Raw genomic sequence first — 25,296 nt, forward strand, 5'->3', positions numbered from 1 at the left:
CCGGCGCGCGGGCGCGGAACGGTCAGCCGTCCGCTTCCCCGTCATCCTCGCCGGGGTGGACATTCTCGAACGGGCGCATGTCCGTCGCCAGCGCCATGATCCGGCGGCTTTCCTCGGCGGTGACGGGGCGGCCCTCGCTCACCATCGGGGTGCCGAGCGCGGGGTCGTGATGCACATTCTCATCGGGCCGGACGTCGGTGGCGACGGCCAATATCGTGCGGCTTTCGTCCTTGCTGATATCCGGGCTGATATCCTTCTCACGAGTGGGCATGCGATCCTCCTCCGGTCGCTGTCGGCCGTCCTCTTCGCGGAACGGCGCTGCCCCCATGCTATTCCGGCTCCATCGCTCTGGCAAGGTCGCGGCGGCGGCCGTGCATCGTCACATAGAGCGCCGTCGCGATGATGACCGCGATGCCCGCATAGCTGTTGCCGGTCGGCAGCTCGCTGAACATCACATAGCCCAGCAGGGTCGTGAACAGGATGCGGACATAGTCGAGCGGCGCCATCAGCCCGGCCTCGCCCAGCGCCATGCCCCGGATATAGCAGGCCTGCGTCACCACCCCCAGCAGGCCCATCAGGCCGAGCAGCGCGGTATCCTCCAGCGTCGGCGTGCGCCAGCTCATCATCGCGAAGGGCGCGGTGAAGAGCCCGCCCAGCAGGGTGGACCAGGTGAGCAGCGCGAGGTCGCTATGGTCGCGCGTCATCGACTTGACGCTGATGATCGACCAGGACACCAGCAGCGCCGCGAGCAGGCCCTGCGCCGCCGGCCAGCCGATCAGCGAATGCGGCGATCCGGGCGCGAGGATGATCAGCACCCCGCCGAAGCCCGCGGCCGTCGCCAGCGCCTTGTGCCGGTCCATGCTTTCGCCCAGCAGCAGCGCGGCCAGCGGCACAAGGAACAGCGCGCGGGTGAAGGACAGCGCGTTCGCCTCGGCAAGGCCCAGCGCGTGGAAGCTGTTGAAGGCGAGGATGATCGAAACGCTGGTGGCGGCGCAGCGCGCCAGCATGATCGCGGGGCGGCGCATGGTGAAGGCCATGCGCGGGCGGCGCAGGATGAAGGGCAGCAGGATGACGAAGCCCAGCCCCTGCCGCACCATGTTCTGCGTCGCGGAGGAATAATCGTCGCCCAGCAGCTTCACCAGCGCCATGGCGAGGCTGTAGGTAAGGCCGGACGCCAGCATCCACAGCGCGCCGCGCGCATTGTCGGGCTTGCGTCCCTGTTCGTCGCTGTTCATCCGGGGGCGATACTGCCCGCGCGGCCAAACCGCAACAGGTCCCGGCCCGGTCGGCCCGCCGCCATGCCCGTCCCCGCCCGCAAAGGCCGGTCAGTCGCCCATGACGAAGGCATGACCGGCCAGCGGCCCGATGCCGGTGACGCCGCCGTCCACCGCCAGCTCCACGCCGTTGATGAAGCGCGCCTCGTCGCTCGCGAGGAACAGCACCGCCTGCGCGACGTCCCACGCGTCGCCCTCTATCCCCAGCGGGCCGACCTTGCGCCGCGCCTCGCGCATGTCGGCGGGGATCTTGCCCATCGCATGGGGCGTCATCACATGGCCGGGCGCTACGGTGTTGGCGCGGATGCCCTGTCGCCCGTGGAGCACGCCGATCTCGCGCGCGAGCTGCGCCATCGCCGCCTTGGACGGGCCATAGGCCAGCGCGCCCATCGCCCGCATCCCGGCGAGCGAGGATATGTTGACGATCGCGCCGCCGCCGGTGCGGGCCATTTCCGGCACCGCATATTTGCTCATCAGCATCGCGCTGGTGAGGTTGGTCGCGAGGATGCGGTTCCATGTCTCCGGCGTCACCGCCTCCAGGCTGACCGGGTTGGAAATGCCGACATTGTTGACCAATATGTCGAGCCGCCCGAACCGCCCTACCGCCGCCGTCACCAGCGCGGCGCAATCCTCCGCCTGGGCGACGTCGCCCGCACAGGCGATGGCCTCGCCCCCGTCGGCGGCGATGCGGGCGGCGGTCGCCTGCGCGCGGGCCGCCTCCAGATCGGCGCAGACCAGCTTTGCCCCCTCCCGCGCCATCAGCAGGGCGATCGCGCGGCCGATGCCGATCTCCTCCCCGTCCGCCCCCGCGCCGGTCACGATCGCAACCTTGCCGGAAAGGCGGCCGAGATAGCGGGAAGGTTCGGGCATGGGCATGTCTCCTGACGTCCGGCGATGGGAAGGAAGGGGCCGACTATCGGCCATCGGCGCGGCCGGTTGACAGGATGATTTTCGTCATTTATCGGACCATTTCAAGCAGATTTTCCCATGTCCGATTTCGCCCTCGTCGCGCTGCCCGGCGCCTATCACAGCAGCGTCGGCGCGCTGGCCGACAGCTTCCTGCTCGCCCGCGACCGGGTCGAGCATATCTTCGCCGATATCGATCCCGTCCGCATGGAAACGGGCCTGCGCATCCTGTCGCAGGACGGCGGCCCGGTGGCGATGAGCAACGGCATCCGCCTCGATGTCGACGGGGCGCTGGATCCCCATGTCCCGCACGCGTTCGTCTGGCTGCCCGCCTTCCGCCTCGGCGGCGGGCCGGAGGCGCTGAAGCAGCGGATCGAAGCCAGCCGCCCGCTGCTGGCATGGCTGCGCGTACAGGCGGAGCAAGGCGCTATCATCGGCGCCAGCGGCGGCAGCGCGATGCTGCTCGCGGCCGCCGGGCTGACCGCCCATTGCGCCATCCCGGTCGCAAGGGCGCTCCGGCCGCTGATGCGCGCGCTGTTCCCCCGGCAGGCGCTGGAGGAGCGGCTGGCGCTGGTGGATCGCGGCGACCTGCTGCTGTCGAGCGGCCTCGGCTCCGACCTCGCGCTGATCGTGCGGGTGATCGAACGCACGCTTTCCCCCGATATCGCGCGCTGGCTCGCCTCGATCATGGGGCTGGACAGCGTGGACGAGGAACTGGTCGCGAACGACCCGCTGGTGGCGCAGGCGCAATTGTGGCTGGAGCAGAATTTCGCCCGGCAGGCGAATATCGCGCAGCTCGCGGCGCTGTTCTCCACCAGCCCGGCGACGCTGAACCGCCGCTTCCAGAAGGCGCTCGGTATGTCCCCGCGCGCCTATGTCCAGCATCTGCGCCTGCAGGCGGCGATCCGCATGCTCGAAAAGTCGGCCCGTTCGGTGGACCGGATCGCGCAGCTGGTCGGCTATTCGGACAGCCGCCTGTTCCGCGCGATGTTCCGCCAGCAGACCGGCATGACCGCGAGCCAGTGGCGCGAGGCCGCCCGGTCGAAAGGCGCCGCGCCCTCGCCCTGAGGTCAGCTTTCGCCGCCGGTCGCGTGATGCGCGGCGATCCACGCGAAGATGAACGACGCGCCGATGCTCGCGCCCGCCGCCGGATAGCAGCGCCCCATCACCGACGCCGTCGAGTTGCCGGTGGCGTAGAGGCCGGGAATGACCGAACCGTCCGGCCGCAGCGCGCGGGCATATTCGTCGGTGACGATGCCGCCCGATGTGCCGACATCGCCCGGAATCAGCTCCATCGCATAGAAAGGCGGCTTCTCGATCTTGCCCAGATTGGGGTTGGGCTTGTGCGTGGGATCCCCGAACCAGTTGTCATAGCCCCGGCCGCCCCGGTTGAAATCGAGGTCCTTGCCCGTCTCGCAATAGCCGTTGAACTTCTCCACCTCGGCCTTCAGCCCCGCCGGGTCGATCCCCGCCTTCACCGCCAGTTCCTCGATCGTGCCGGCGGTTTTCAGGAAGCCGCTGTCGAACCATTCCCTCGGCGTCTTGCCCGGCGGCTGCACGCCCCAGGCATAGCGCTTGCGGTGGCGGCTATCGAGGATGACATAGGCGGGCACGTCGTTCTGATAGAGCCGCTGGCCGTTTTCCATATAGGAGCCGCTCTCGTTGAGGATGCGCCGCCCCTGCCGGTTGACGATGATGCAATGCGGCTTGGAAATATCCGTATTGTGCATGAACGGATAAACGCCCTTCAATTCCGGCGGGATGGTGCCCGGCACCCACCATGCCTGGTCCATGAGGTCGAGCGCCGCGCCGTGCTTCTCCGCGATCTGGATCATCTCCCCGGTGTCGCCGGGGTTGGCGTTGGTCCATTCGACATTGCTCGGCTGCGGCCCGTATTTCTTCCGCATCTCCGCATTGCGGGAAAAGCCGCCCGCGTTGATCAGCACGCCGTCGCGCGCGCCGATGCGCAACTGCCGCCCTTCATGCTCGCACACGACGCCGACTATGCGGCCGTCTTCCTCGATCAGGTCGACGATGCCATGATTGGTCCGCATGTCGATGCCCGCCTTGTCGGCCAGCATCAGCATCCGCCCCTGCAGGGACCCGCCGAAACTCAGCATCGGCTTGCCCCGTTTCTTCACCTGCCGCATGCGCCAGAGCAGCTTGATCCCTTCCCACATGCCCCTGGGCGTGCGGGTGGCGAGCGTGATGTCGCGGGCCTTGTCGGTCGGCAGCGGCATGACCATCGGGCCGAGGCGCAGCTTGTCGAACAGCGGCCCCATTTCCCGCGCGTCGAGCATGGGCGCGCCCACCGACCGGCTGCGCGTGCAGCCGCCGGGGCGGTCGTCGTAATAATCGGCCCAGCCTTCGGTGCGTAGCCATTTCATGCCCCGCTCTTCCAGCCATTTGACCATCACCGGGCCGTTGCGCAGATAGGCTTCCTTGCGCTCCGGCGTGGCGCCGGGGCCGGCGTCGTCGCCGATGGTCGCATCCATATAGGTGCGCCCCGCCTCATGGCTGTCCGCTATGCCGTCGCGGGCGAGCAGGTGGTTGTTGGGCACCCATAGGATGCCGCCGGACATCGCGGTCGATCCACCGAACTTGTCGGTCTTCTCAAGGATCAGCGGCTTCCTGCCGATGGAATCGAGATAGAGGGCGGCGGCCATGGACCCGCCGCCCGACCCGACGATCACGAAATCCGCGACCTCGTCAAACTTCGCCTCATCCATTCACGCATTCCCCCCGACAAAATGGTGATAGACGCGATGGAAGTTGCTGATCTCCACCTCCTGCACCGGGTTCGGACGGGCGACGGTGAAGGCGCGCGACTTCATGCCCTTCTGCACTTCCTCCATATTCTGGAAGTCCTGCTCCAATATCAGGCCCCAGTCGAGATCGCGCCACTTGCCGTTGCTGCCGTCACCGCCGTCCTCGACCTCCACCTGCGGCTCCTCGCCCGGCGCGAACCGTTCCAGCACGTTCACCTCGAAGATGCACTTGTCGGGATCGTCGCCATAGGGGCGCGAGCGGTAGAACAGCACATTGGTCGGCTGGTGCAGGAAGACGAGATTGGGGAAGATGTTCCAGTCCGTCCCCGCCGCCATCTGCTGTTCGGCGGTGATGTCGGGGAAGGGGCGGCCGCTCTTCGCCGCTTCCTCGCGATGGAACTGGGCGAAGGCGACGAACACCTCGAACGGGGTCGCGCTTTCCGGCAATTCCATCAGCCTGCGCCCGGCGGCGAGCATTTCTTGCGTCGCCGTCGCCTTCAGCGTATCCCAGATCTCGCGGTTGAATTCGTAGAGGCCCTTGCGGATATCGCCGCTCTGGTCGCTGATGCGCGGGCTGGGCAGGCCGAACAGCGCGGTCGGCGCATAGCCGAACATCGCATGCTTGCCGAACGCCTGGCTGTAGGTCACGTCGTCATGATAGGCGAGCAGCTGGCGGTGGGTCGTCTGCACATGATAGCCTTCCATGAAGGCTTCCTGCGCCGTCTTCCAGTTGCAGGGCATGATGATCCGCTTGCGCCACACATAGCGCATCTTCTCGATCTCGAACGGATCGAGCAGCGTCCTGGCCTCGCCCAGATACTCCTCCAGGCTTTCGCTGCCGGGGTCCATGTTGATGAATACCCAGCCGCCCCACAGGCCGACCTTGACGGGCTGGAGCGTCACCGCCTCATCGGTGAGGCAGTCGCCCCAGTCGTGGCGGTCGACGATCTCGGTCGGGCGGCCGTCCAGAGTCCATTGCCAGCCATGATATTTGCAATGGAACTTGCCCATGCGCCCGCACCCGGAGGTCAGGCGGCGGCCGCGATGGGGGCAGACATTGTGATAGGCCGCGACCGAACCGTCCTGCTTGCGCACGACCGAGATGGACTCGTCGGCGATATCATAGGTGTAGAAATCGCCGGGCTGGGGAATTTCCTCCTCCCGGCAGGCGATCTGCCAGACGCGCGGCCAGAGACGTTCCTTCTCCAGCTGCACATAATGGGGGGAAATATAGGATTCGACGGGTATGCGATCGGCCGTGATGGCGCCCGGTCCCGCCCTGACATCGCTCATGTCGTTCATCGCCCTGTCCTCTCCCAATCTGTCCTCTACCAAGTCTCTGGTCCGTTCCGTCTTATCCGTTTCTGGCGGGGCCCTGCGGGAAGCGCATGTCGAACACGCCCTCCGCGATGCGGTTGAGCAACACTTCTATCGCCCCGCCCGCGATCATCCAGCCGCGCGTGCGGCGCAGGCAATATTCCACCAGGCTGTCCTGGCTATAGCCCGCGCCGCCCATGATCTGCATCGCCTCATTGGCGCAGTCGAAGCCCGCCCGGTTGCAGGCCACCTTGGCAATGGCGGTTTCCTCCGGCGAAGGCAGGCCCGCATCGGCATTGGTCGCCGCGCGATAGAGCAGCAGCTGCGCCGCGTCGAGCTTCAGCTTCATCTCCGCGAACTTCCATTGCAGGCCCTGAAAATCGCACAGATGGCGGCCGAACTGCTTGCGCGTCTTCGCATGCTCCACCGCCGCGTCGAACGCATAGCGGCCGAGCGCGAGGCTGCGCGCGGTGTTGCCGATGCGCTCCACGTTGAAGCCGGACATCTGCTTCTTGAACCCGCCGGGGCCGAGCAGCACCTTGTCCTTCGGCACATAGACATTGTCGAAGAACAGCGGGTTCCATTCCTCGCCCGACAGGAAGCGCACCGGCTTGCCGAAGGTGAAGCCCTCCTGCCCGCGCTCGATCAGCACCGATCCGATATTGCCGGTGCCCGGCCCGTAGCGCACATAGACGAGGAACACCGTCGCATGAGTGCCGTGGGTGGTGAAGATCTTCTGCCCGGTGACGCGATAGCCGTCTCCGTCCTCGACGGCGGTGGTGGTCAGCTCGGTCACCGCCGACCCGGCATTGGGTTCGGTCATCGCCACCGAGATCAGCCCTTCGCCGCGCAGCAACGGGGCGAGATACTGCTCCTTCTGCGCGTCGCTGGCGAACTGGGCGAAGGTGCGGATCGCGCCGAAATTCCCGGCCTGCACCACATCCGCCGAGCGCGGGCAGACCGACGCCACCGTCTCGATCGCGATCACCGCATCCATCAGCGACCCGCCGAGGCCCCCCTTCTCCTCCGGCACGGTGATGCCGATCAGCCCCTGATCGGCCATCAGCTTGGCGACATCCCACGGATAATCGTCGCTGTGCGCCCGCTCCAGCGCGCCTGCCGCCAGATGGCGCTGGGCGAAGGCGGCCACCGAATCACGAAACATCGCCTGTTCTTCGTTCAAGTCGAACTGCATTGGCATTTCCTCTTATGCGGCCCCCGGCCGCGCATATAATCGTGATACCGGGGTAATCGGCGATCGCCCCGATGCGAAGGGGAAGGCTGCAACCCTTCACATCTGCGATACCTCTGGGGGCATCCCCGCCCGTTTCTTGACAGACAGGCCGCATGGATAGCTTTTGGCCGGAGATTTCATTTCCATGCGTCACGCATGCCAACGGGGCTGAACCATATTTGCCATGACCCAGATTAACGACAGCATCTCGACCCGCACGCAGGGCGATATCGGCTTCATCATCAGCGACAATCCGCCCGTCAACGCGCTGGGAATCGGCGTGCGGTCCGGGCTGGTCGAGGCGCTGGCCGCGCTGAACGCCGACCCCGCGGTCAAGGCGATCGTGCTCTGCTGCGCGGGCCGCACCTTCTTCGCGGGCGCGGACATCACCGAATTCGGCAAGCCGCGCCAGTCCCCCACCTTGCAGGACGTGATCGCCGCGCTGGAAGGATCGGCCAGGCCCGTCATCGCCGCCATCCACGGCACGGCCCTTGGCGGCGGGCTGGAAACCGCGCTCGGCTGCGCCTTCCGGGTCGCGGTGCCGTCCGCGAAGCTGGGACTGCCGGAAATCAATCTCGGCCTGTTCGCGGGCGGCGGCGGCACGCAGCGCCTGCCGCGCCTGATCGGGCCGGAAAAGGCGCTGGAATTCGTGTTGTCGGGCAAGCCCGTCGATGCGGCCAGGGCGCTGGAGCTGGGCATGATCGATGCCATCGGCGAAGGAGATGCGGCGGCGGCCGGCGCCGCCTTCGCCCGCCGGGTCATCGACGAGAAGCTGCCCGTGGTCCCGGTGCGCGACCGGGAGGAGAAGATCGCCGCCACCCGCGCCGATCCGGCCGCGTTCGAGGCGCTGGCGCAGAAGCTGACCGCGCGCGCCAGGGGCCAGCTCGCCCCCGCCGCCAATGTCGAGTCGGTGCGCCGTTCCTTCACTCTGCCGCTGGACGAGGCGCTGGCCATCGATGCCGTCGCCAATCGGGAACTGATGGCAGGCAGCCAGTCGCGCGCGCTGCGCCACCTCTTCTTCGCCGAGCGGGAGGCCGCGAAGATTCCCGGCCTGCCCGAAACCGCCAAAGCCCGCCCGGTGGCCAGGGCCGCGATCGTCGGCGCGGGCACCATGGGCGGCGGGATCGCCATGTGCTTTGCGGGTGCGGGCATCCCCGTCACCCTGATCGACGCGACGCAGGAGGCGCTCGATCGCGGGCTGGACCGGGTCCGGGGCAATTATGCGACCTCGGTGAAGCGCGGCTCCCTCTCTCAGGAGCAGATGGACGCGCGCCTCGCGCTGATCACCCCCGCGCTCGACCGCGCGGCGGCGGCCGATGCCGATATCGTCATCGAGGCCGTGTTCGAGGACATGGCGGTGAAGAAGGAAATCTTCGCCGACCTCGAAAAGCGGGTGAAGCCGGGCACCGTGCTCGCCTCCAACACCTCCGCGCTCGACGTGGACGAGATCGCGTCAGTGCTGGAACGGCCGGGCGACTTCGTCGGCATGCACTTCTTTTCCCCCGCCAATGTGATGAAGCTGCTGGAGGTGGTGAAGGCCGCCCGCACCGGCCCGGACGCCATCCTCACCGCGATGGCCGTCGGCAAGGCGATCGGCAAGGTTTCGGTGCTGTCCGGCAATTGCGACGGCTTCATCGGCAACCGCATGGTGGCCAAGCGCTCCGCCCAGGCGGAACGGCTGCTCCAGCAGGGCGCGCTGCCCCATCAGGTGGACGCCGCGCTGACCAATATGGGCTTTCCGATGGGGCCGCTGACGACCAACGACATGTCCGGCCTCGACATCGGCTATTCGATCCGCAAGCGGCGCGGCACGCCCTTCCCGATCGCCGACGCCATCGTCGAAAGCGGACGGCTGGGCCAGAAGACCGGCGCGGGCTATTATCGCTACGAACCGGGCGACCGCACCCCGCACCGCGACCCGGAAACCGAGGCGCTGATCGTCGCCACGTCGGAAAAGCTGGGCATTGCGCGGCGCGAGATAAGCGAGGCGGAAATGGTCGAGCGGCTGCTCTTCCCCCTCATCAACGAGGGCGCGCGGATATTGGAGGAAGGCATCGCCCTGCGCGCGTCCGACGTCGATCTGACGTGGATCAACGGCTATGGCTGGCCCCGCCATCTGGGCGGGCCGATGTTCTACGCCGACGAAACGGGCCTCGCCCACATCGTCGCGCGGCTGCGCGACTTCGCGGCGGAAACGCCGGGCGACCCCTCGCTCCAGCCCGCCGCCCTGCTTGTCGAACTTGCCGAAAAGGGTCAGACTTTCGCGCAATGGCAAAAGGACCGCGCCGGAGCCTGACGGCGCGGCGCCGCACTACAGAATTTCAGTTCGGAGAAATATATGAGCGACACCGAAAACCAGTTCCAGCGCGAAATCGACTATAGCGAATTCGATTTCCTGACGGTCGATATCGGCGAGGACGGCGTTGCCCTCGTCACGATGAACGATCCCGACAGGATGAACGCGGTGGGGCCGCACAATCACTGGCAGCTGGAGGATATCTGGCTCAAGCTCGCGCGGGACGAGCGCATCAAGGTGATCGTGCTGACCGGCGCGGGCAAGGCGTTCTCGGCCGGCGGCGACATCAAGATGATGGCCGAGCGCGCGCAGACCGAATATGGCCTGAAATACGCGCTGCGCGTGCCGCTCAATACACTGCGCATCTGGGACCAGATATTGATGACGCCGCAGCCGATCATCGCGGCGGTCAATGGCGACGCGATCGGCCTCGGCACCTCGCTCTCCGCCTTCTGCGACATAAGCGTCGTCGCGGAGGACGCGCGGCTGGGCGACACCCATGTCCGCGTCGGCCTCGTCACCGGCGACGGCGGCTCGGTGATGTGGCCGCTGCTGGTCGGCCCGCAGAAGGCCAAGGAATATCTGATGCGCGGCAAACTGCTCGACGGGAAGAAGGCCGAGGAGATCGGCCTCGTCAACTATGCCTTCCCCAGGGAGCAGGTGCTGGACGAGGCGATGAAGATCGCGCGCGAAATCGCCGGTCAGCCGGTCTGGGCGGTGCGCTGGTCCAAGGCCGCGGTCAACAAGTGCCTTCGCGATCAGGTCAACCTGACCGGCGAGCTGTCGATCGCCTATGAGGCGCTGACCATGATGACGCATGACTACAAGGCCGCGACCACGGCCTTCGCGAACAAGGAAAAGCCCGTCTTCAAGGGCTATTGACCGGCATGGCGGGCTTTCGGGACGCAGGCCGCATCGCCACCGTCGTCGCCATCGGCGCGGGGGTGATCGGCGCGGGCTGGGTCGCCGCCTTTCTGGGCAGCGGCCGCTCCGTCCGCCTGTACGATCCCCTGCCCGACGCGGGCGAACGCACCCGCGCCCATGTCGCGGGCGCGTGGGGTCAGATGGCGGAACTGGGGCTGGCGCGGCGGGACGACGACTGGACGCCGCGCCTTTCCGTGCACGGCGATCTGGCGGCGGCCGTGGCGGGCGCGGATTTCGTGCAGGAAAGCACGCCCGAACGGCCCGACCTCAAGCGCGCGCTGTTCGCCGATCTCGACCGGCTCGCGCCACCGGACGTGCTGGTCGCCAGCAGCACATCCAGCCTGCCGGTCAGCGAGCTGCAAGCCGGGCTCGCCACCGCCGGGCGCTTCGTGCTCGGCCATCCGTTCAACCCGGTGCACCTGATCCCGCTGGTGGAGGTGGGCGGCGGCGACGCGACCGACCCCGCCGCGATCGAAACGGCGCGCGCCTTCTACGCCTCGCTCCACAAGGAGACGATCCTCCTCAACCGCGAGATCTTCGGCCATATCGCCAACCGCCTGACCAGCGCGATGTTCCGCGAGGCGGTGCGCCTCGTCGCGGAAGGCTATGCGAGCGTGGGCGACATCGACAAGGCTATCCGCCACGGCCCCGCGCTCAAATGGGCGATACAGGGGCAGTTCACCACCTTCCACACCTCCGGCGGCGCGGGCGGGCTGGCCGAATTCCTGCCCAAATTCGCGCCCGGCATCATCCAGCGCTGGGCGACCATGGCCGATCCCCCGCTGGAGGACGAGGCATTGCAGGCGCTGCTCGTCCGCCAGATGGAGGAGGCCGCGCAAGGGCGCAGCGTGCAGGACATCGCCGCCCGGCAGGACGACAGGCTGCTGGCGATGCTGAAGCTGCTCGGCCCGGAACGGGATGATTGATTTCATCCGTTTGTTGATGAAAATCATCCCTGCCTGTTCCCCCCTTTTGGTGTGTGATGCACCCATAAGATCTGAAGAGAGGAACGAGGATGACCACCGACGTAATCAACCGCCCCGATGCGGAGGATCTCAGCGTCAGCGACATCACCGCGTCGCGCGAATTGCAGAGCTGCAACCACCTGCTCGACGATCATGATGCGCTGGAACGCTTCTATCATGAAAACGGCTATATCCTGCTGCGCGCCGTGTTCGACCCCGGCTCGGTGGAGCGGGCGCGGGACGAGATGCTGGCGGTCGCCGCCAGGCTCGGCATGACCGAGCCGGGCGACCGCGACGGCAAGTGGACGGGCACGCCGCTGCCCGGCAATATGGAAGAAAGCGAGCTTTATGCGGGCATCGCCCGCAAGCTGCTGGAGCATCCGGCCAATCTCGCGGTGTTGGAAAAGGTGCTGGGCGAGCCCGCCCGCGCCGTGCCCATCGTGCAATATCGCACCTATCCGCCCAATGGCCCGATCACGGTCGTGCACCAGGACGGCTTCTACAGCCCCGGCATTCAGGACTACAAGCCGGTCTGGGTGCCGCTGACCCCGTGCACCCGCGACATGGGCGGGCTGGCGCTGGCGGTGGGGCAGAACAAGCGCGGCTATTTCCACAATGTCGGCAAGCCCTCGCCCTACCCCTTCCCGCGCGACGCGGTGCCGGACGACGCATGGGCGACGACCGATTATCATCCCGGCGACGTGCTGATCGTGCACCCCTATACGCCGCATTGCGGCATGCCCAACACGTCCGACCGGCTGCGCATCACCTTCGATTCCCGCGTCCAGTCGGCGGCCAACCCCAGCGCCATCGCGGCGACGGTGAAGGCGGTGACGCCCCATTCGGTGACGGTCGATGCCGAGGGGCTGGGCGAGCGCACCTTCACGGTCGACGCCGACACCTTCATCCGCGTGCTGCACCCCGGCGTGCGGGAAAAGTTCGAGGATTTCGCCGACTATACCACACCCGGCATGCGCCTGGTGGTGGTGCGCGACGGCGACCGCGCGGTGATGCTGCGCAAGGCGGCCGAGGGCTGACAGGCCGCGGACGGAAAAGGGGCTGCGCTGCTGGTTTGGCCAGCGGCGCAGCAGCCATGGTGGGGAGCGAACATCCCTGCCAATTTCGTCACCCCAGCGCAGGCTGGGGTCTGTGGCCCCGTTGCGCGCCGTCGCCTGAGATGCCAGCCTGCGCTGGCATGACGGAGAAAGGGGGGCGTTGGAGGAAAAGCGGAAACTCTCCCAACTGTTCGGGCTGAGCCTGTCGAAGCCCTGTACTTCTTAAGACAGGCTCAGGGCAAACGCTTGTTGTTTTGTCTGGCCTCTGACCGAAACACCATCACGCCGCCGCCCGATAGACCCCGCCCTTTTCCGCCAGCGCCGCGAGATGATGGTCGCGGTCGCCGAGCAGTGCGTCGATGGCGGTCAGGCGCTTGAAGGCGTGGCCGACCTTATATTCGGCGGTGATGCCGATGGCGCCGTGCAGCTGCACCGCCGCCTGCCCGATCAGCCGGCCCGATTTGCCGATCTGCGCCTTGGCCGCCGCGATGTTGCGGCTGCGCTGGTCCGCGTCGCTGTCCAGCGACAGCGCGGCGAGGATCGCCATGCTGCGCGACAGCTCCAGCTCCATCAGCATGTCGACCGCGCGATGCTGCAACGCCTGAAAGCTGCCGATCGTCACGCCGAATTGCTGCCGCGTCTTGAGATAGTCCACGGTCAGATCGAAGGTTTCGGACATGGCGCCGACCGCCTCGGCGACGAGGCCCGCCGTCGCCTCCTCGAACGCCCGCGTCAATATCGCCTCGCCCTGCCCCGCCGCGCCGATCAGCGCATCGGCGCCGACCCGCACGCCGGAAAGATGCACCGACGCCACCGGAACGCCGTCATAGCCGCGCGCGCCCTCCACGCGCAGGCCCGGCGCGTCCGCGTCCACCAGGAACAGCGACAGCCCCTCCTCGCCCTGCGCGCTGACGATCAGCCTGTCCGCACCCGCGCCGTGGAGGACGCCGATCTTGCCGCCGTCGAGAATCCAGCCCTCGCCATCACGCATGGCGCGGGTCCGCGCCGCCGTCGCATGGCGCGGCATCCCCGCCTCATGATGGGCGAGCGTCACGATCGTCTCGCCCGCGACGATGCCCGGCACGATCGCCGCGCGCTGGTCCGCCGAAGCGCCATGGCGCAGCACCGCGCCCGCCAGCACCACCGTCGCGAAATAGGGCTCCACCATCAGGCCACGGCCTATCGCCTCCATCACGATCATCATCTCGACGCCACCCCCGCCGAAGCCGCCGTCCTCCTCGGCAAAGGGCAGGCCGAGCAGGCCCATTTCGGCAAGGCCCGCCCAGGCTTCCCGGCTCCAGCCCGCATCACTTTTCAGCGCATGCTCGCGCTGGGAAAAGCCGTAGGTTTCGCTCACGAAACGCGTCGCCATTTCCTGAAGCATCTTCTGTTCGTCGTTCAGTTCAAAATCCATGGCGCGTCAAATCCCCGTCACAATCCCAGCAGCGTTTTGGCAATGATGTTCTTCTGGATCTCGTTGGATCCGCCGAAGATCGACACCTTGCGCATCGTGAAATAGAAAGGCGCGGCCGCCGCCACCCAGCCGTCCTCGGCATCGTCGCCACCCGCAGGATCGTGCGGAGCCGTGGCGAGGCCCGCTGGCCCCGCCAGCTCCAGCACCAGCTCGGTCATGCGCTGCTGCATCTCCGTGCCCTTGACCTTAAGGATGGAGGCCGCCGCATTGGCGCCCCCGCCATGGGCATCGGCCGCCACGACGCGCAGCTGCGTCAGCTCCAGCGCGCGCAGCTCGACCTCCACCTCGGCCAGCTTGTGGGCAAGCCGCGCCTGCTCCGCCGGCGTCAGCGTGCCGTCATCGGTCAGCCGCCGTTCCAGCGCGCGCAATTGCGACAGCCGCTCCTTCGACAGGCCGATGCGGGCGATGCCGCTGCGCTCGCTGCCCAGCAGATGCTTGGCGACGTCCCAGCCCTTGCCCTCTTCACCAACGACATTGTCGACCGGCACCCGCACATCGTCGAAAAACACCTCATTGGCGTCATGCCCGCCGTCGATCGTCTCGATCGGGCGCACGGTGATGCCCGGCGTCTTCATGTCGAGCAGCAGGAAGGTGATGCCCTGCTGCTTCCGGCCCGAACTGTCGGTGCGGAACAGGCCGAACATCCAGTCCGCATGCTGGGCCTGCGTCGTCCATATCTTCTGGCCGTTGAGGACATAATGGTCGCCCCCGGAATCCTTGACGCGCACGGCGGTGGTCTTGAGGCTCGCGAGGTCGGACCCGGCGCCCGGCTCCGAAAAGCCCTGGCACCACCAGATGTCGATATTGGCGGTGGCGGCGAGGAATTTCTCCTTCTGCGCGGGCGTGCCGAATTTGCACAGCACCGGGCCGATCATGTTGACGTTGAACGGCGAGCCTTCCGGCGCATGGGCCAGCGCCATCTCCTCCTGAAAGATATAGCGCTGCGCGGGCGTCCATGCCTGGCCGCCATATTCCACCGGCCAGTGCGTCACCGCCCAGCCGCGCGCGTTCAATATGCGCTGCCAGCGGACGATATCCTCCTTGCCCAGATGCTCGCGGTCGATCATCTTGCGGCGCAGGTCGCCGGGCAGCGCCTCCTTCAGAAAGGCCCGCACCTCGTCGCGAAAGGCCGTTTCCTCAGGCGTAAAATCCAGTTTCATCGTCACAATTCCTCTTTGGGCCTCTTCGGACCGCGTCCTTCCAGCATCGATTTGCCCCCGTCTGTCAACGAGGGCGCGCGCAGGCTTCACATGCCCGATATCACTCGGCCGAAAGATCGAACTGCACGCGGCCGCCCGCTCCTTGCCGGGCAAGCGCGAGGGCGTGGGCGGCCTCCGTCATGGGCAGCACCGGGCCGACCGGCAACGGCGGCAGGCCCTCTTCCGCAAGCCGCCATATCCCGTCGAACAGGCGATGGACGCCCTCCTGCCCCAACGCCGCTTCGGCCGGGCGCAGGCTGAAGCCCCGGAGGGTGATCTGCCTGCCGGTCAGCGCCTGAGAAGCGATGGCGATCGGCTCGCCGGAAAGATGGCCGAAGACGATGACGCGCCCTTCGGCGGCGAGGCAGGCGGCGAGTCGGGCGGTCGCGCCGCCCGCCACGCAATCGAGCGCGGCGCGGACGGGACGATCCCTGGCCAGCGCCGCAACGGCGGAGGGCAGCTCCGGCCCATCCACCAGCGCCCGCGGCAGGGCGGGGTCGGGACGGCGGACGATGTCGATCAGCTCGACGCCGCGCCGCTCCGCGAGCAGCCGCACCCAGCGGGCGACGGCCGAACCGGCGGCGTTCTGGAGCAACACCTCGCCCCGGCTCGCACCGGACGCATTGAGCAGCAGTTGCGCCGTGGCGGGGTTGATGCGCATCATCGCCGCCGTGGCGGGTTCCATTCCCGGCGGCACGGCGATCAGCGCGGACCGCTCGACGAGACGATGGGTGCACCAGTTGCCGCGATCGAGCGGCAGGACGAGGGCGCCCGGCTTCAGGTCGCGGACGCGCGGCCCGACCGCCTCGACCGCGCCTACCCCTTCCGCGCCCAGCGGCGCGCAAGCGTCGACGGGAAAGGCATAGCGCCCTTCAAGCGACAACAGGTCGGCAGGATTGACCGGCGCGCGCAGCATCCGCACCCGGACCTGCGCGCCAATCGGCACGCCGGGGTCCGGCAGCGCCGCCAGCCGCACCCCTCCCGCTGCGGGGAGGAGGCCGCGAACCCCGCCCATCAATCAGGCGAAATGGCGGCGATAGCTGACGATCTTCGGCGGGTCGGGCAGGCGGACGACATTGTTCATCTCCTCCGTGCCGTCTTCCTCCAGGCACAGCGACCCCAGCCGGTCGCGCTGGCGCAGCAGCAGGGCCAGCATTTCCTCGCCCCGCTCTTCTATCACCTCCGACCGGGCCTGAATGCTGATCGCGAGCCGGTCCATATGGCGGCGATGCGGCAGGAGAACCGCGACGCAGCCGGTGCCGTCCTCTTCCTGCGCGATGATCCAGCCCTTTTCGCGCAGCGCGCTCAACTCGCTGACCACGTCGGAAATCTTCACATGGCGCGCCGGATCGGGCTCGTCCGCGTTCAGGCGATGGACGGCGGAGCGGATATGCTCGTTGCGATAGCTCGACAGCAGCAGCCGCCCCTGCGGGCTGTGCAGCACCGGGCGGGTGTCGCCGCCATGCGCGTCGATCGCGCCTTCCGCATTGCCGTGCAGCACATGCAGGTGCTGGACCACATAATTGGCGTTGGTGGACAGCAGGACGGTCTCGTTGGTTTCCTCCGCGATCTCGTCGATGGCCGACAGCACGGGGCCGCCCCGGAACAGCGACGGCTTCACCCAGGCGCCCAGCAGCGCGACGCGCGCGGTCGGGCTGTAGGTGCGGCGAAAGCGGTTATAATGCAGATAGCCGAGGCGGGTCAGGCAGCGCAGCAGCTCGGACGTGCTCGACTGCGGATATTTGAGGGTGCGGGACATGTCCATGACGGTGGCATGGCGGCGGTCCTGGTCGAAATATTCCAGTATCTCCAGCACGCGGTGCGCGGACTTAATGGTTCGGGAAGCGCTGGTTACCATGGGATCTCCTCTTCCTCTCTCGGACTCACTTCGGCCCTTCTTTGCAGCCATCATATACGCCCCATCGGCAATGGGCAACGGTTTTTCGAATTGCGTTCGAAATTCCGAACGATTATGATGGTGCCACCGATAAAGCGAAAATGGGGGCAGGATGAACGCGAACGGCAAGGACGAACCACGGGTCAGCGGCCCAAGGGCGGTCACGCGGGTTCTCGATCTGCTGCTGCTGCTGGCGGGCAAGCCGGAGGGCCTCACCCTCGCGGAACTGAGCAACGCGCTATCGGTGCCCAAGAGCACCTTTCTCAGCACGTTGCGCGGCCTGTGCGAGCGGCATTTCCTGATCCATGAGGACGGCAGATACCGGCTCGGCTCCAAATCCTATCATTTCGCCAGCAAGATCGTCGCCAACTGGTCCGCGCCGGACATGGTGCGGTTGCAGGTGAAGGCGCTGGCGCGCGAAACCCGCGAGTCGGTCGGCTTCGCCATCGCCGACTGGGAAATCGGGCAGGCGATCTACACCGAGGCCGTCAACAGCACCCAGCCGGTGCATTATGCGATGCGCGCCGGCATCCGCGCGCCGCTCTATGCCAGTGCCGCCGGACGCGTGCTGCTCGCCTATGCGCCGCCCGAGCGGCTGGAGAGCTATCTCGACCGCGCCAATCTGAAGCAGCTGACCAGCAAGACCCGCACCGATCTCGGCTCGATCCGGGCCCATCTGGAGGAGATACGCCAGGCGGGCTATTGCGCCAGCTTCGGCGAGATGCTGAGCGACACCGCCGCGCTGGCCGTGCCGGTGCTGCAATCCGACGGATATATTCTGGGCGCGATGATGCTGGCCGCGCCGCTCGACCGGATGCGGGCCAATTATGAACGCCTGCTGGCCTCGGTGGTCGATGCCGGGCGCAACGCCTCCGCCGGGCTGGAATGACGCGGCGGCGGCCCACCCGGCCGCCATCATATGGGCGATGAGATCCCATCAGATGGCCGATGGATGGGCCGCGCCGCACTCGGCGGTTGACGCTCGCTCGCCATCCCACCTACCCCGGCTGAAACCGCAAGCAGGAGGACAGCGAACATGGCCGAACTGGACGACAAGCAGGAATCCGGCATTGCCTTCATCACCGGCGTCATGGGAGAGAAATTCGGCGACGCCTTCCGCGCCTCCGCACAGGCGGACGGCTTTTCGTCCGACATCACCCGCATGGCGGCGGGCTGGGCCTTTCACGACGCGTGGCAGCATCCGGGCATCGGCCGCAAGGAAAAGAGCATCGCCATCATCTCCGCGCTGATCGCCTCGCGCCAGGCGCTGGAGTTGAAGAACCATGTGAAGATCGGCATCGCCAACGGGCTGACGGTGAAGGAGCTGGAAGGCATATTGGTGCAGCTGACGCCCTATGTCGGCTTCCCCTGCATCGCATCGGCGCAGACCGCTGTGATCGAGGCGATGCGCGAGGCGGGCATTTCGCCCGATGGCCTCGAAACCTCGGAAGAGCGCGGCCTGCTCTGATCGGATGACGACGATGGACGATCGGGGCAGCCCGCATTTTTCCGGCCTGGACATCACGCTGGACCATACGCTCCCGCAGCTGATCGCCCATGTCGCCGATCGCTATGGGGAGACGCCGTTCATCGTCGGCGAGGACGGCGGCATCACCAGCTTCGCGGGTTTTCGCGATCGGGTCGCGCGCCTCGGCCGCGCGCTCATCGCGCAGGGGGTGGAGCATGGCGACCGCGTCGCCATCTGGGCGCCCAACAGCCCGGAATGGATCGTCGCCGCCAGCGCGATCGAGGGCATCGGCGCGATCATGGTGCCGATCAACACCCGCTTCAAGGGCGGCGAGGCGGGCTATGTGCTCGGCAAGACGCGGGCCTGCCTGCTCTTCACCGTCGGCGCGTTCCTCGGCAATGATTATGCCGCGATGCTGCGCGACGCCAATGGCGGTGCGGGCGAGAATGGCCGCCCGGTCGCCGGCCTGCCCGCGCTGCGCCGCATCGTCCGCCTCGACGGGCCCGGTCTGGCCGCGTTCGAGACGGAGCTGGCCGACGAGGCCACGCTCGCCGCGCGCATCGCCGCCGTCCGGCCGGACACCATCGCCGACATCCTCTTCACCAGCGGCACCACCGGCCAGCCCAAGGGGGCGATGCACAACCACGGGCAGGCGATGTGGATGCCCGCGCTGTGGAACCGTTCCAACGACCTGCGCGCCGGGGACCGCATGGTCATCATCAACCCCTTCTTCCACAGCTTCGGCTACCGGTCGGGCTGGGTGTCGGCGCTGATCGCGGGGATCACCGTCTACCCCCTCGCCACCTTCGACGCCGAGGCGGTGCTGACGCTGATCGAGCGCGAGAAGATCAGCGTGCTGATGGGGCCGCCCACCCTTTTCCTCTCGCTGATGGAGCATCCCCGCTTCGGCGATTTCGACCTGTCCTCGCTGCGCGTCGGCCACACCGGCGCGGCCAATGTGCCGATCGAGGTGATCCGCGCGGGGCGGGAGATATTCGGCTTCGACATCTTCCTCACCAGCTTCGGCCAGACCGAGAGCACCGCGCTGGTCACGGTCAACTATCCCGACGCCAGCTTCGAAACCATCGCCCGCACCGTCGGCATGCCGCTGCCGGGGGTGGAGCTGAAGATCGTCGATGCCGAAGGCCGCGCCGTGCCGCAGGGCGAAAGCGGCGAGCTGCTGGTGCGCGGCCCCAATGTGATGCAGGGCTATTTCGAGGACCCCGAACAGACCGCCGCGACCATCGATGCCGACGGCTGGCTGCACACCGGCGATGTCGGCTGCATCGGCGAGGACGGCACGCTGCGCATCCTCGACCGGCTGAAGGATGTGGTGATCGTCGGCGGCTTCAACGCCTATCCCGCCGAAGTCGAGACGATCCTGCGCCAGCATCCCGCGATCGCCGATATCTGCATCATCGGTTGGCCGGACGAGCGGATGGGCGAGGTTTGCGCGGCCTGCGCGATCCTGAAGCCCGGCGCCGCCCTGACCCTCGCCGAGCTGACGGGCTGGTGCCGCGATCGGATGGCGAACTACAAGGTGCCGAGGCATTTGTTCCTCGTCGACGACTTTCCCCGCACGCCGTTGGGCAAGGTGCAGAAATTCCTGCTGCGCGAACGAGTGAAGGATCGGGCGGCGGGCTGAGGACCGGGAGGGACGAGGAAGAGGCCATGCGGATTCCGGGCGATTTCTACCAGATCGGCATCGTCGTGCGCGATATCGACGAGGGCATGGAAAATTATCGCCGCCTGCTGGGCCTCGGCCCGTTCTGGCGGCTCGATACCGATTATGAGGGCCGCTATCGCGACTGGCGCGGGCGCTTCGCCAACCGCAACGCCTTCACCAAATGGGGGCCGGTCTATCTGGAGATGATCGAACCGGTCGTGGGCGAAGGCAATGCGAAGGAATGGCTGGAAACGCGCGGCGAGGGGATTTTCCACCTCGGCTACGCGGTGGATGATCTGTCCTGGCGGCCGGAGGGCGCCGACTGCGTGTTCGAAAGCTGGGGCGCGACGCTGCCCAATGGCGACGCCGCCGTCATCCACCTCGATACGGTGGATGCGCTCGGCTATTTCGTGGAACTGTCGGACCGCGCGCTGGTCGGGCGGCTGAATGCCGGGATCGACCGCTTCCTGGCCGAAAACGGCAAGGAAACGCTGATATGACACCCCGCTTCAAAGACAGGATCGCGATCGTCACCGGCGCTGCGGCGGGGATCGGCAAGGCGTGCATGCACCGGCTGGCGGCGGAAGGCGCGACCGTCCTCGGCGTGGACCGCGATGCCGACAGGCTGGCGCGGGCAGTCGCGGAGGGCGAAGGCGCGATGGTCGCCCTGCCCTGCGACGTCGCCGATGCCGAGGCGGTCGGGCAGATGGTGGACGAGGCGGTCGCCCGGTTCGGGGCGATCCATGTGCTGGTCAACAATGCGGGGATCGGCAACCGCCAGCGCGTGCGCCTGCACGAGCAGACGCCGGAGGACTGGGACCGGGTGATGGCGGTAAACGTGCGCGGCCTGTTCCTGATGCAGCGCGCGGTCATTCCGCACATGCTGCGGCAGGGCGGCGGGTCGATCGTCAACATGGCGTCGATCGGCAGCTATCGGGCGACCGCACTTTCCAGCCCCTATATCACCTCCAAGGGCGCGGCGCTAATGATGACGCGCGCGGCGGCGGTCGATTATGCGAAGGACAATATCCGGGTGAACGCGGTCTGCCCCGGCACGACCAATACCGATATACTCGCGGGCAGCTCGCAGGAGGTCATCGACATGCTGGTGGCCCGCGCGCCGCAGGGCGCGCTGGTCGAGCCGGAGGAGGTCGCCGCGCTGGTCGCCTTCCTCGCCTCCGACGAGGCGCCGCATATCACCGGCGGCAGCTATCTGATCGACGCGGGCCGGTCGGCGTCCTAACCTGACGATCAGGGCAGCAGCCCGCGCAGGTCATGGTCCAGCGCCGCCTGCGAAAAGCGCGCGGCATAGGCGGTGTTGACCGCCTCGGTCTGGAACCGCACCTCGTTGGTCAGGAAGATGAACAGTCCCCAGAGGATCGAGCGGCGATAGTCGAGCCACGCCGCCTCCGGGTCGAGGCGCGGCCCGCCCTCGCGCTCCAGCGCCTTGAGATAGAGGGCGAGCAGATCGCGCTCCCACCCCGCCCGGTCGGCCAGATCGGCGGCGCCGACGATATGATAGGACAGTTCGTGATGCCAAGCGGTGCGGGCGACCTGCGCGTCGAAGAAGCCCGGCGTGCCGTCCTCCGCTATGTAGAGATTGCCCAGATGGGTGTCGCCATGGATCAGGCATTTGGGCTGGCGGCTCTGGATGTCGCCGATCCGCATCAGCGCGCGCTCCATCCATTCGCGGTCGTGCAGGCGGACCGAAACCGCCGCCCCGCGCGGCTGCGCCATGTAGTGATCCCACACGTCCGCCACCAGATAGCGGCGCATATAGTCCAGCCCCCAGCCGTCGAAGCGGCTCGCTATGTCGGCCCAGCGTCCGCCCGGCGCGAAATGCGGGGATTCCCACGTCGCCGCATGATAGGCCGCCATCACCTCCACGCGACGGGCGATCTGCGCATAGCTTTGCGGCTTCAGCGCGTCGCAGAAAATGACGCCGGGCCGCCGCAGGTCCTCCATGATGACGATCGCCTGATGGGAGGAAGGATCGGCCGCCGCGAAATGGCAGCGCGGCGAGGGCATGGGAATGAGCGGCTGGATATCGGCATAGAACCGCGCCTCGTTCGCATACATGGCGGCCATGGACGGGCTGTGCTCCTCGAAGCCGCCCTTGACGATCACCGTCCCGCCCAGCCGCTCCGCGCCCGGCCCCTCGGCCGAGAGCCGCACCCGGATTTTCGTCGAGGTGCCGAGCATCACGTCGGTAATCTCGGCGCGCGTCACCGACACGCCGGGCAGGGTCTGTTGCAAGGCATGCGTCAGCCAGGGCGCGGTGATCTCCTCCGGCGTCAACGGCAGCGGAAGAGCCTCGCTCATTCCGTCACCCGCCGCCGCCAGGCCGCGCGGCGCGCCTCGATCTGGGCCGCGCGCTCGTCCGGGGTCAGGCGCGGGACCGTGGCGGGCAGGATGCGGTCGATATCGGCAAGCGGCACGATCGTCATTTCATGGGCGGGGCCCGGCCCGTTCTCCGGCAGCCCCTGCCAGCGGATCATCGGCAGCAGGTCGCGAAAGCCGCCGGTCTGCACCCAGTTGGCGACGCCGGGGTCCTGCGCGGAAACCACCATCGTCACGCGGTCGCCTTGCTCCACCGCCGCCTGCGCGAAGCTGAGGCCGGACTGGATCTCGTGCGCGTCGATGGAGCGGTACCACCACATCGCCAGTTGCAGGCTGCAATAGGCCGCACCCGCCCGCGCGAAGCGAAAGACCGCCGCCTGGTCGTCCTCCAGATGAAGCCGCCCGATGCCGCTCGCCTGCGTCACCAGCCCGCCGACGCCGCCGACCTTCATCGGCGGCGCCATGCTGTTGACGGCATGGCCCATGGACAGGCGGAAGAACCAGTAATAGAGCGGCACCTCCTCCCGCGCGCGGCGCATCGCCTCGGCCAGCCGCTGCTCAAGATCCAGCGCCGCCGCGCCGTCGCCGTCCAGCCGCTCGATCGACAGGAAGAGCGGCGTTTCCCGCGCCCAGTCCATCATGCTGTCGCGCACGAAGAGGAACTTCACGCGCGGATTGGTGGTCATGTGATTGGGGCGGTCGTCGGCGGGCGTGTCGTCGATGGTGATGACGAAGCCGCCTTCCTCGTCCACCGCGATGCCGGGCAGCTCCAGCGTCTGCGCCGTCATCGACGTGCCCCAATTCTCGACCAGCGTGAACGAGACATGCGCGGGCGCGGCCTCCGGCAGCCGCCCGGTCACGCGATAGCGGCTGCCATGGCGGATGCCTGCGAGGCGATAGCAATTGTCGGGATTGTCCGCCCCCATGCGCGCGTCGGGCACGTCCGCCCCGCGCCAGCGATAGGCGGGCATGAAGTTGCGCACGAAGCGGGGGCGGAAGGGGTCCGCAACCGCCGCCTTGAACAGATAATTGGCGATCCACCCGTCCATCGCCGCATCGAAATGCGGCTCCATCTGCGGGGGCACGTCGACGCCATGGCCGACGCGCCAGAGCTGCGCGCAATGGGCGCGGGCGGCGCGCGCCTCGGCGGTGTCCCACATCGCGCGGACCTCCTCCTCGGCCCGGAACTGGTCGTCGTTGGCGATGGGATTGGTCATGATCCGCCTCCTTCTTGCGCAGCTGTCAGGCGAAACGGCCGAGCCGGAACCGGCGGCTATAGCCTTCGAACGCCGTCTCGATCATCTCGCGCGTCAGGCCGAACGGCTCCATCGCATAATCGTAGCGGCCGTAGCGGTTGGAGGCGTTGGCCGGGTCGGCGAGCCAGCCGCGCATCCGCTCCTCGAACGCCGGGGAAACCTCCATGCCCCAATGGCCGTAGGCACGGCGGATGACGGCGACGGGATCGCGGGTCAGGTCGCGGAAATCGACATGCACGATGCGGGGATCGTCGACCAGCGGATTGGCCATCGCCTGCGCCACCGAATCGGCGATGCTGCGCACGAAGGCCGGGCCGAGCGCGCGGAAATCCATCTGCCAGTTGGTGATGCCGCCATAGAGCACCGCGGTGATCGCCAGCGTCGACGGGTGCACCTCCACCGGGTCGCGATGCGGCCAGATGCACAGCGCGTCGGGATAGGCTTCGAACAGCGCGTCGAGCGCGAACTGGCTGTAGGTGCCCTTCACCACCCAGTGCGCGGCGGGCTGGTTCCATTGCAGATGTTGCAGGAACTGGCGGTGAAAGGCATAGGCCTCCGCGATGTTGTCGGCATCCAGCAGCATCGCCAGCGCGGGCACATGATAGAGCAGCGAGGGATAGGCGTTGTGGAAATCGAGGGTGAATATCTCCTCATCCTCGATCGGGCAAAGGCCGCGCTTGTCCCAATAGGGATGCAGCGTCAGCAGGCCGGGTGCGATGCGCAGCATCTCGTCCAGATCCCTGCCCGTCTGCTCGATCCGCTCGGCGGTCACCGGCACCTCGCCCGGCGGCGGGCTGGGGGAGTGGCTGTGCCACCAGAGCGGCGCGCGGGCCGCCGGGTCCTCGGCCAGCAGCGAGTGGATGAGCGTGGTGCCGGTGCGGGCGAAACCGACGACGAAGATCGGCCGCTCGATCCTCTCCTCCACGATGGCGGGCAGGCGCTTGCGGTCGGCGGCGAGGCGCAGGCGCGTCGCCAGCAGCTTGCGCAGTTGCAGCTCGATCGCGTGCCGCCGCGCCTCCTCCATCGGCGGCTGCTCGTTCAGCCAGCCGACGAAGCGGCGCACCCGCCCTGCAAGCCCGCTTTCGACCGGATCGAAATGACCGGCGATCATCTGCGCGCTGTTCATCAGCGCCTCGGCGCTGACGGCCGGGGGCCTGTCTTGGTCGAACGCTATTCCGGCGGATCGGCTGCGCATGAACCCTCTCCCATATGCTTTGTCCTCCAAGTCATATGGGCGGGCACCCCCGCGTCAATTTC

The 25,296-nt window shown here is 67.4% G+C and carries 23 protein-coding genes; 10 read left to right on the plus strand and 13 right to left on the minus strand.

Going from position 1 to position 25,296, the window contains the following annotated elements; translation table 11 throughout:
- Positions 1–22: 22 nt before the first annotated feature.
- The 3 genes from GGR43_RS07880 to GGR43_RS07890 form a co-directional block, all read right to left on the minus strand.
- On the minus strand, positions 23–271 hold the full coding sequence (locus GGR43_RS07880) for a hypothetical protein (protein ID WP_188071411.1): 249 nt from the start codon (positions 269–271) through the stop codon (positions 23–25).
- Between the two features lie 58 nt (positions 272–329).
- The gene (locus GGR43_RS07885; protein ID WP_188071412.1) at positions 330–1,235 is read right to left on the minus strand and encodes a DMT family transporter; all 906 of its coding nucleotides are present in this window, start codon (positions 1,233–1,235) and stop codon (positions 330–332) included.
- Positions 1,236–1,325: 90 nt separating this feature from the next.
- Entirely contained in the window at positions 1,326–2,144 is an 819-nt protein-coding gene (locus tag GGR43_RS07890) for an SDR family NAD(P)-dependent oxidoreductase (protein WP_188071413.1), read from the minus strand.
- 117 nt (positions 2,145–2,261) lie between these two features.
- Here GGR43_RS07890 and GGR43_RS07895 point away from each other — a divergent pair, with 117 nt between their 5' ends.
- Entirely contained in the window at positions 2,262–3,248 is a 987-nt protein-coding gene (locus GGR43_RS07895; protein ID WP_188071414.1) for a GlxA family transcriptional regulator, read from the plus strand.
- Between the two features lie 2 nt (positions 3,249–3,250).
- Here the strand turns inward: GGR43_RS07895 and GGR43_RS07900 are convergent, their stop codons facing one another.
- The 3 genes from GGR43_RS07900 to GGR43_RS07910 are packed head-to-tail and all read right to left on the minus strand — an operon-like array spanning position 3,251 to position 7,460.
- Entirely contained in the window at positions 3,251–4,909 is a 1,659-nt protein-coding gene (locus GGR43_RS07900; protein WP_188071415.1) for an FAD-binding protein, read from the minus strand.
- Positions 4,910–6,250, minus strand: coding sequence for an aromatic ring-hydroxylating oxygenase subunit alpha (locus tag GGR43_RS07905; RefSeq protein WP_188071416.1), 1,341 nt, complete (start codon positions 6,248–6,250; stop codon positions 4,910–4,912).
- 52 nt (positions 6,251–6,302) lie between these two features.
- Complete coding sequence (locus GGR43_RS07910) at positions 6,303–7,460, minus strand: acyl-CoA dehydrogenase family protein (protein ID WP_188071417.1); 1,158 nt, start codon at positions 7,458–7,460, stop codon at positions 6,303–6,305.
- A 223-nt stretch (positions 7,461–7,683) separates the two neighbouring features.
- Between GGR43_RS07910 and GGR43_RS07915 the strand changes: the two genes are divergently transcribed.
- From GGR43_RS07915 to GGR43_RS07930, 4 genes are all read left to right on the plus strand, one after another.
- Positions 7,684–9,795: a 3-hydroxyacyl-CoA dehydrogenase NAD-binding domain-containing protein gene (locus tag GGR43_RS07915; protein ID WP_188071418.1), complete on the plus strand. Its 2,112-nt coding sequence runs from the start codon at positions 7,684–7,686 to the stop codon at positions 9,793–9,795.
- Between the two features lie 42 nt (positions 9,796–9,837).
- Positions 9,838–10,677 (plus strand): enoyl-CoA hydratase/isomerase family protein, encoded by an 840-nt coding sequence (locus GGR43_RS07920; protein WP_188071419.1) that lies wholly within the window; start codon positions 9,838–9,840, stop codon positions 10,675–10,677.
- Positions 10,678–10,682: 5 nt separating this feature from the next.
- Positions 10,683–11,645: a 3-hydroxyacyl-CoA dehydrogenase NAD-binding domain-containing protein gene (locus GGR43_RS07925; protein WP_188071420.1), complete on the plus strand. Its 963-nt coding sequence runs from the start codon at positions 10,683–10,685 to the stop codon at positions 11,643–11,645.
- A gap of 89 nt (positions 11,646–11,734) precedes the next feature.
- Positions 11,735–12,721, plus strand: a complete 987-nt coding sequence (locus GGR43_RS07930) for a phytanoyl-CoA dioxygenase family protein (RefSeq protein WP_188071421.1) — start codon at positions 11,735–11,737, stop codon at positions 12,719–12,721.
- Positions 12,722–13,019: 298 nt separating this feature from the next.
- On the opposite strand, the gene GGR43_RS07935 is transcribed toward GGR43_RS07930, so the two are convergent.
- From GGR43_RS07935 to GGR43_RS07950, 4 genes are all read right to left on the minus strand, one after another.
- Positions 13,020–14,153, minus strand: coding sequence for an acyl-CoA dehydrogenase family protein (locus GGR43_RS07935; RefSeq protein WP_188071422.1), 1,134 nt, complete (start codon positions 14,151–14,153; stop codon positions 13,020–13,022).
- A 17-nt stretch (positions 14,154–14,170) separates the two neighbouring features.
- Positions 14,171–15,373 carry an acyl-CoA dehydrogenase family protein gene (locus GGR43_RS07940; protein WP_188071423.1) on the minus strand — a complete coding sequence of 401 codons (1,203 nt, stop codon included), beginning with the start codon at positions 15,371–15,373 and terminating at the stop codon, positions 14,171–14,173.
- Between the two features lie 100 nt (positions 15,374–15,473).
- On the minus strand, positions 15,474–16,388 hold the full coding sequence (locus GGR43_RS07945) for an MDR family NADPH-dependent oxidoreductase (protein WP_284276555.1): 915 nt from the start codon (positions 16,386–16,388) through the stop codon (positions 15,474–15,476).
- Positions 16,389–16,430: 42 nt separating this feature from the next.
- Positions 16,431–17,270 (minus strand): IclR family transcriptional regulator, encoded by an 840-nt coding sequence (locus GGR43_RS07950; protein ID WP_188071425.1) that lies wholly within the window; start codon positions 17,268–17,270, stop codon positions 16,431–16,433.
- Between the two features lie 151 nt (positions 17,271–17,421).
- Between GGR43_RS07950 and GGR43_RS07955 the strand changes: the two genes are divergently transcribed.
- The 5 genes from GGR43_RS07955 (at position 17,422) to GGR43_RS07975 (ending at position 21,686) form a co-directional block, all read left to right on the plus strand.
- On the plus strand, positions 17,422–18,198 hold the full coding sequence (locus tag GGR43_RS07955; protein WP_188071426.1) for an IclR family transcriptional regulator: 777 nt from the start codon (positions 17,422–17,424) through the stop codon (positions 18,196–18,198).
- A 147-nt stretch (positions 18,199–18,345) separates the two neighbouring features.
- On the plus strand, positions 18,346–18,777 hold the full coding sequence (locus tag GGR43_RS07960; protein WP_188071427.1) for a carboxymuconolactone decarboxylase family protein: 432 nt from the start codon (positions 18,346–18,348) through the stop codon (positions 18,775–18,777).
- 13 nt (positions 18,778–18,790) lie between these two features.
- Positions 18,791–20,422 (plus strand): AMP-binding protein, encoded by a 1,632-nt coding sequence (locus tag GGR43_RS07965; protein ID WP_188071509.1) that lies wholly within the window; start codon positions 18,791–18,793, stop codon positions 20,420–20,422.
- A 26-nt stretch (positions 20,423–20,448) separates the two neighbouring features.
- Positions 20,449–20,943, plus strand: a complete 495-nt coding sequence (locus tag GGR43_RS07970; protein WP_188071428.1) for a VOC family protein — start codon at positions 20,449–20,451, stop codon at positions 20,941–20,943.
- Positions 20,940–21,686, plus strand: a complete 747-nt coding sequence (locus GGR43_RS07975) for an SDR family NAD(P)-dependent oxidoreductase (protein ID WP_188071429.1) — start codon at positions 20,940–20,942, stop codon at positions 21,684–21,686. Before GGR43_RS07970 ends, GGR43_RS07975 begins: the two co-directional genes overlap by 4 nt.
- Before the next feature lie 8 nt (positions 21,687–21,694).
- On the opposite strand, the gene GGR43_RS07980 is transcribed toward GGR43_RS07975, so the two are convergent.
- From GGR43_RS07980 to GGR43_RS07990, 3 genes are read right to left on the minus strand one after another with little or no spacing between them, the layout of a single operon-like run.
- Complete coding sequence (locus GGR43_RS07980) at positions 21,695–22,765, minus strand: phosphotransferase family protein (protein ID WP_188071430.1); 1,071 nt, start codon at positions 22,763–22,765, stop codon at positions 21,695–21,697.
- A complete protein-coding gene (locus GGR43_RS07985; protein ID WP_188071431.1) occupies positions 22,762–24,000 on the minus strand; it encodes a hypothetical protein in 1,239 nt (412 codons plus the stop codon). The genes GGR43_RS07980 and GGR43_RS07985 overlap by 4 nt, the downstream gene beginning before the upstream one ends.
- A 25-nt stretch (positions 24,001–24,025) precedes the next feature.
- Entirely contained in the window at positions 24,026–25,234 is a 1,209-nt protein-coding gene (locus GGR43_RS07990) for a sulfotransferase family protein (protein ID WP_188071432.1), read from the minus strand.
- Between the last annotated feature and the right edge of the window lie 62 nt (positions 25,235–25,296).

It is taken from the genome of Sphingobium jiangsuense (assembly GCF_014196495.1).
Classification (GTDB): domain Bacteria; phylum Pseudomonadota; class Alphaproteobacteria; order Sphingomonadales; family Sphingomonadaceae; genus Sphingobium; species Sphingobium jiangsuense.

What these genes read in the sequence shown, in the direction of transcription:
- GGR43_RS07880 (WP_188071411.1), bottom strand. Translation starts at nt 271, where the DNA reads ATGCCCACTCGTGAGAAGGATATCAGCCCGGATATCAGCAAGGACGAA.
- GGR43_RS07900 (WP_188071415.1), bottom strand. Translation starts at nt 4,909, where the DNA reads ATGGATGAGGCGAAGTTTGACGAGGTCGCGGATTTCGTGATCGTCGGG.
- GGR43_RS07965 (WP_188071509.1), top strand. Translation starts at nt 18,791, where the DNA reads ATGGACGATCGGGGCAGCCCGCATTTTTCCGGCCTGGACATCACGCTG.
- GGR43_RS07990 (WP_188071432.1), bottom strand. Translation starts at nt 25,234, where the DNA reads ATGCGCAGCCGATCCGCCGGAATAGCGTTCGACCAAGACAGGCCCCCG.
- GGR43_RS07960 (WP_188071427.1), top strand. Translation starts at nt 18,346, where the DNA reads ATGGCCGAACTGGACGACAAGCAGGAATCCGGCATTGCCTTCATCACC.
- GGR43_RS07910 (WP_188071417.1), bottom strand. Translation starts at nt 7,460, where the DNA reads ATGCAGTTCGACTTGAACGAAGAACAGGCGATGTTTCGTGATTCGGTG.
- GGR43_RS07905 (WP_188071416.1), bottom strand. Translation starts at nt 6,250, where the DNA reads ATGAACGACATGAGCGATGTCAGGGCGGGACCGGGCGCCATCACGGCC.
- GGR43_RS07980 (WP_188071430.1), bottom strand. Translation starts at nt 22,765, where the DNA reads ATGAGCGAGGCTCTTCCGCTGCCGTTGACGCCGGAGGAGATCACCGCG.
- GGR43_RS07940 (WP_188071423.1), bottom strand. Translation starts at nt 15,373, where the DNA reads ATGAAACTGGATTTTACGCCTGAGGAAACGGCCTTTCGCGACGAGGTG.
- GGR43_RS07915 (WP_188071418.1), top strand. Translation starts at nt 7,684, where the DNA reads ATGACCCAGATTAACGACAGCATCTCGACCCGCACGCAGGGCGATATC.
- GGR43_RS07895 (WP_188071414.1), top strand. Translation starts at nt 2,262, where the DNA reads ATGTCCGATTTCGCCCTCGTCGCGCTGCCCGGCGCCTATCACAGCAGC.
- GGR43_RS07985 (WP_188071431.1), bottom strand. Translation starts at nt 24,000, where the DNA reads ATGACCAATCCCATCGCCAACGACGACCAGTTCCGGGCCGAGGAGGAG.
- GGR43_RS07885 (WP_188071412.1), bottom strand. Translation starts at nt 1,235, where the DNA reads ATGAACAGCGACGAACAGGGACGCAAGCCCGACAATGCGCGCGGCGCG.
- GGR43_RS07925 (WP_188071420.1), top strand. Translation starts at nt 10,683, where the DNA reads ATGGCGGGCTTTCGGGACGCAGGCCGCATCGCCACCGTCGTCGCCATC.
- GGR43_RS07920 (WP_188071419.1), top strand. Translation starts at nt 9,838, where the DNA reads ATGAGCGACACCGAAAACCAGTTCCAGCGCGAAATCGACTATAGCGAA.
- GGR43_RS07975 (WP_188071429.1), top strand. Translation starts at nt 20,940, where the DNA reads ATGACACCCCGCTTCAAAGACAGGATCGCGATCGTCACCGGCGCTGCG.
- GGR43_RS07930 (WP_188071421.1), top strand. Translation starts at nt 11,735, where the DNA reads ATGACCACCGACGTAATCAACCGCCCCGATGCGGAGGATCTCAGCGTC.
- GGR43_RS07955 (WP_188071426.1), top strand. Translation starts at nt 17,422, where the DNA reads ATGAACGCGAACGGCAAGGACGAACCACGGGTCAGCGGCCCAAGGGCG.
- GGR43_RS07950 (WP_188071425.1), bottom strand. Translation starts at nt 17,270, where the DNA reads ATGGTAACCAGCGCTTCCCGAACCATTAAGTCCGCGCACCGCGTGCTG.
- GGR43_RS07970 (WP_188071428.1), top strand. Translation starts at nt 20,449, where the DNA reads ATGCGGATTCCGGGCGATTTCTACCAGATCGGCATCGTCGTGCGCGAT.
- GGR43_RS07890 (WP_188071413.1), bottom strand. Translation starts at nt 2,144, where the DNA reads ATGCCCGAACCTTCCCGCTATCTCGGCCGCCTTTCCGGCAAGGTTGCG.
- GGR43_RS07935 (WP_188071422.1), bottom strand. Translation starts at nt 14,153, where the DNA reads ATGGATTTTGAACTGAACGACGAACAGAAGATGCTTCAGGAAATGGCG.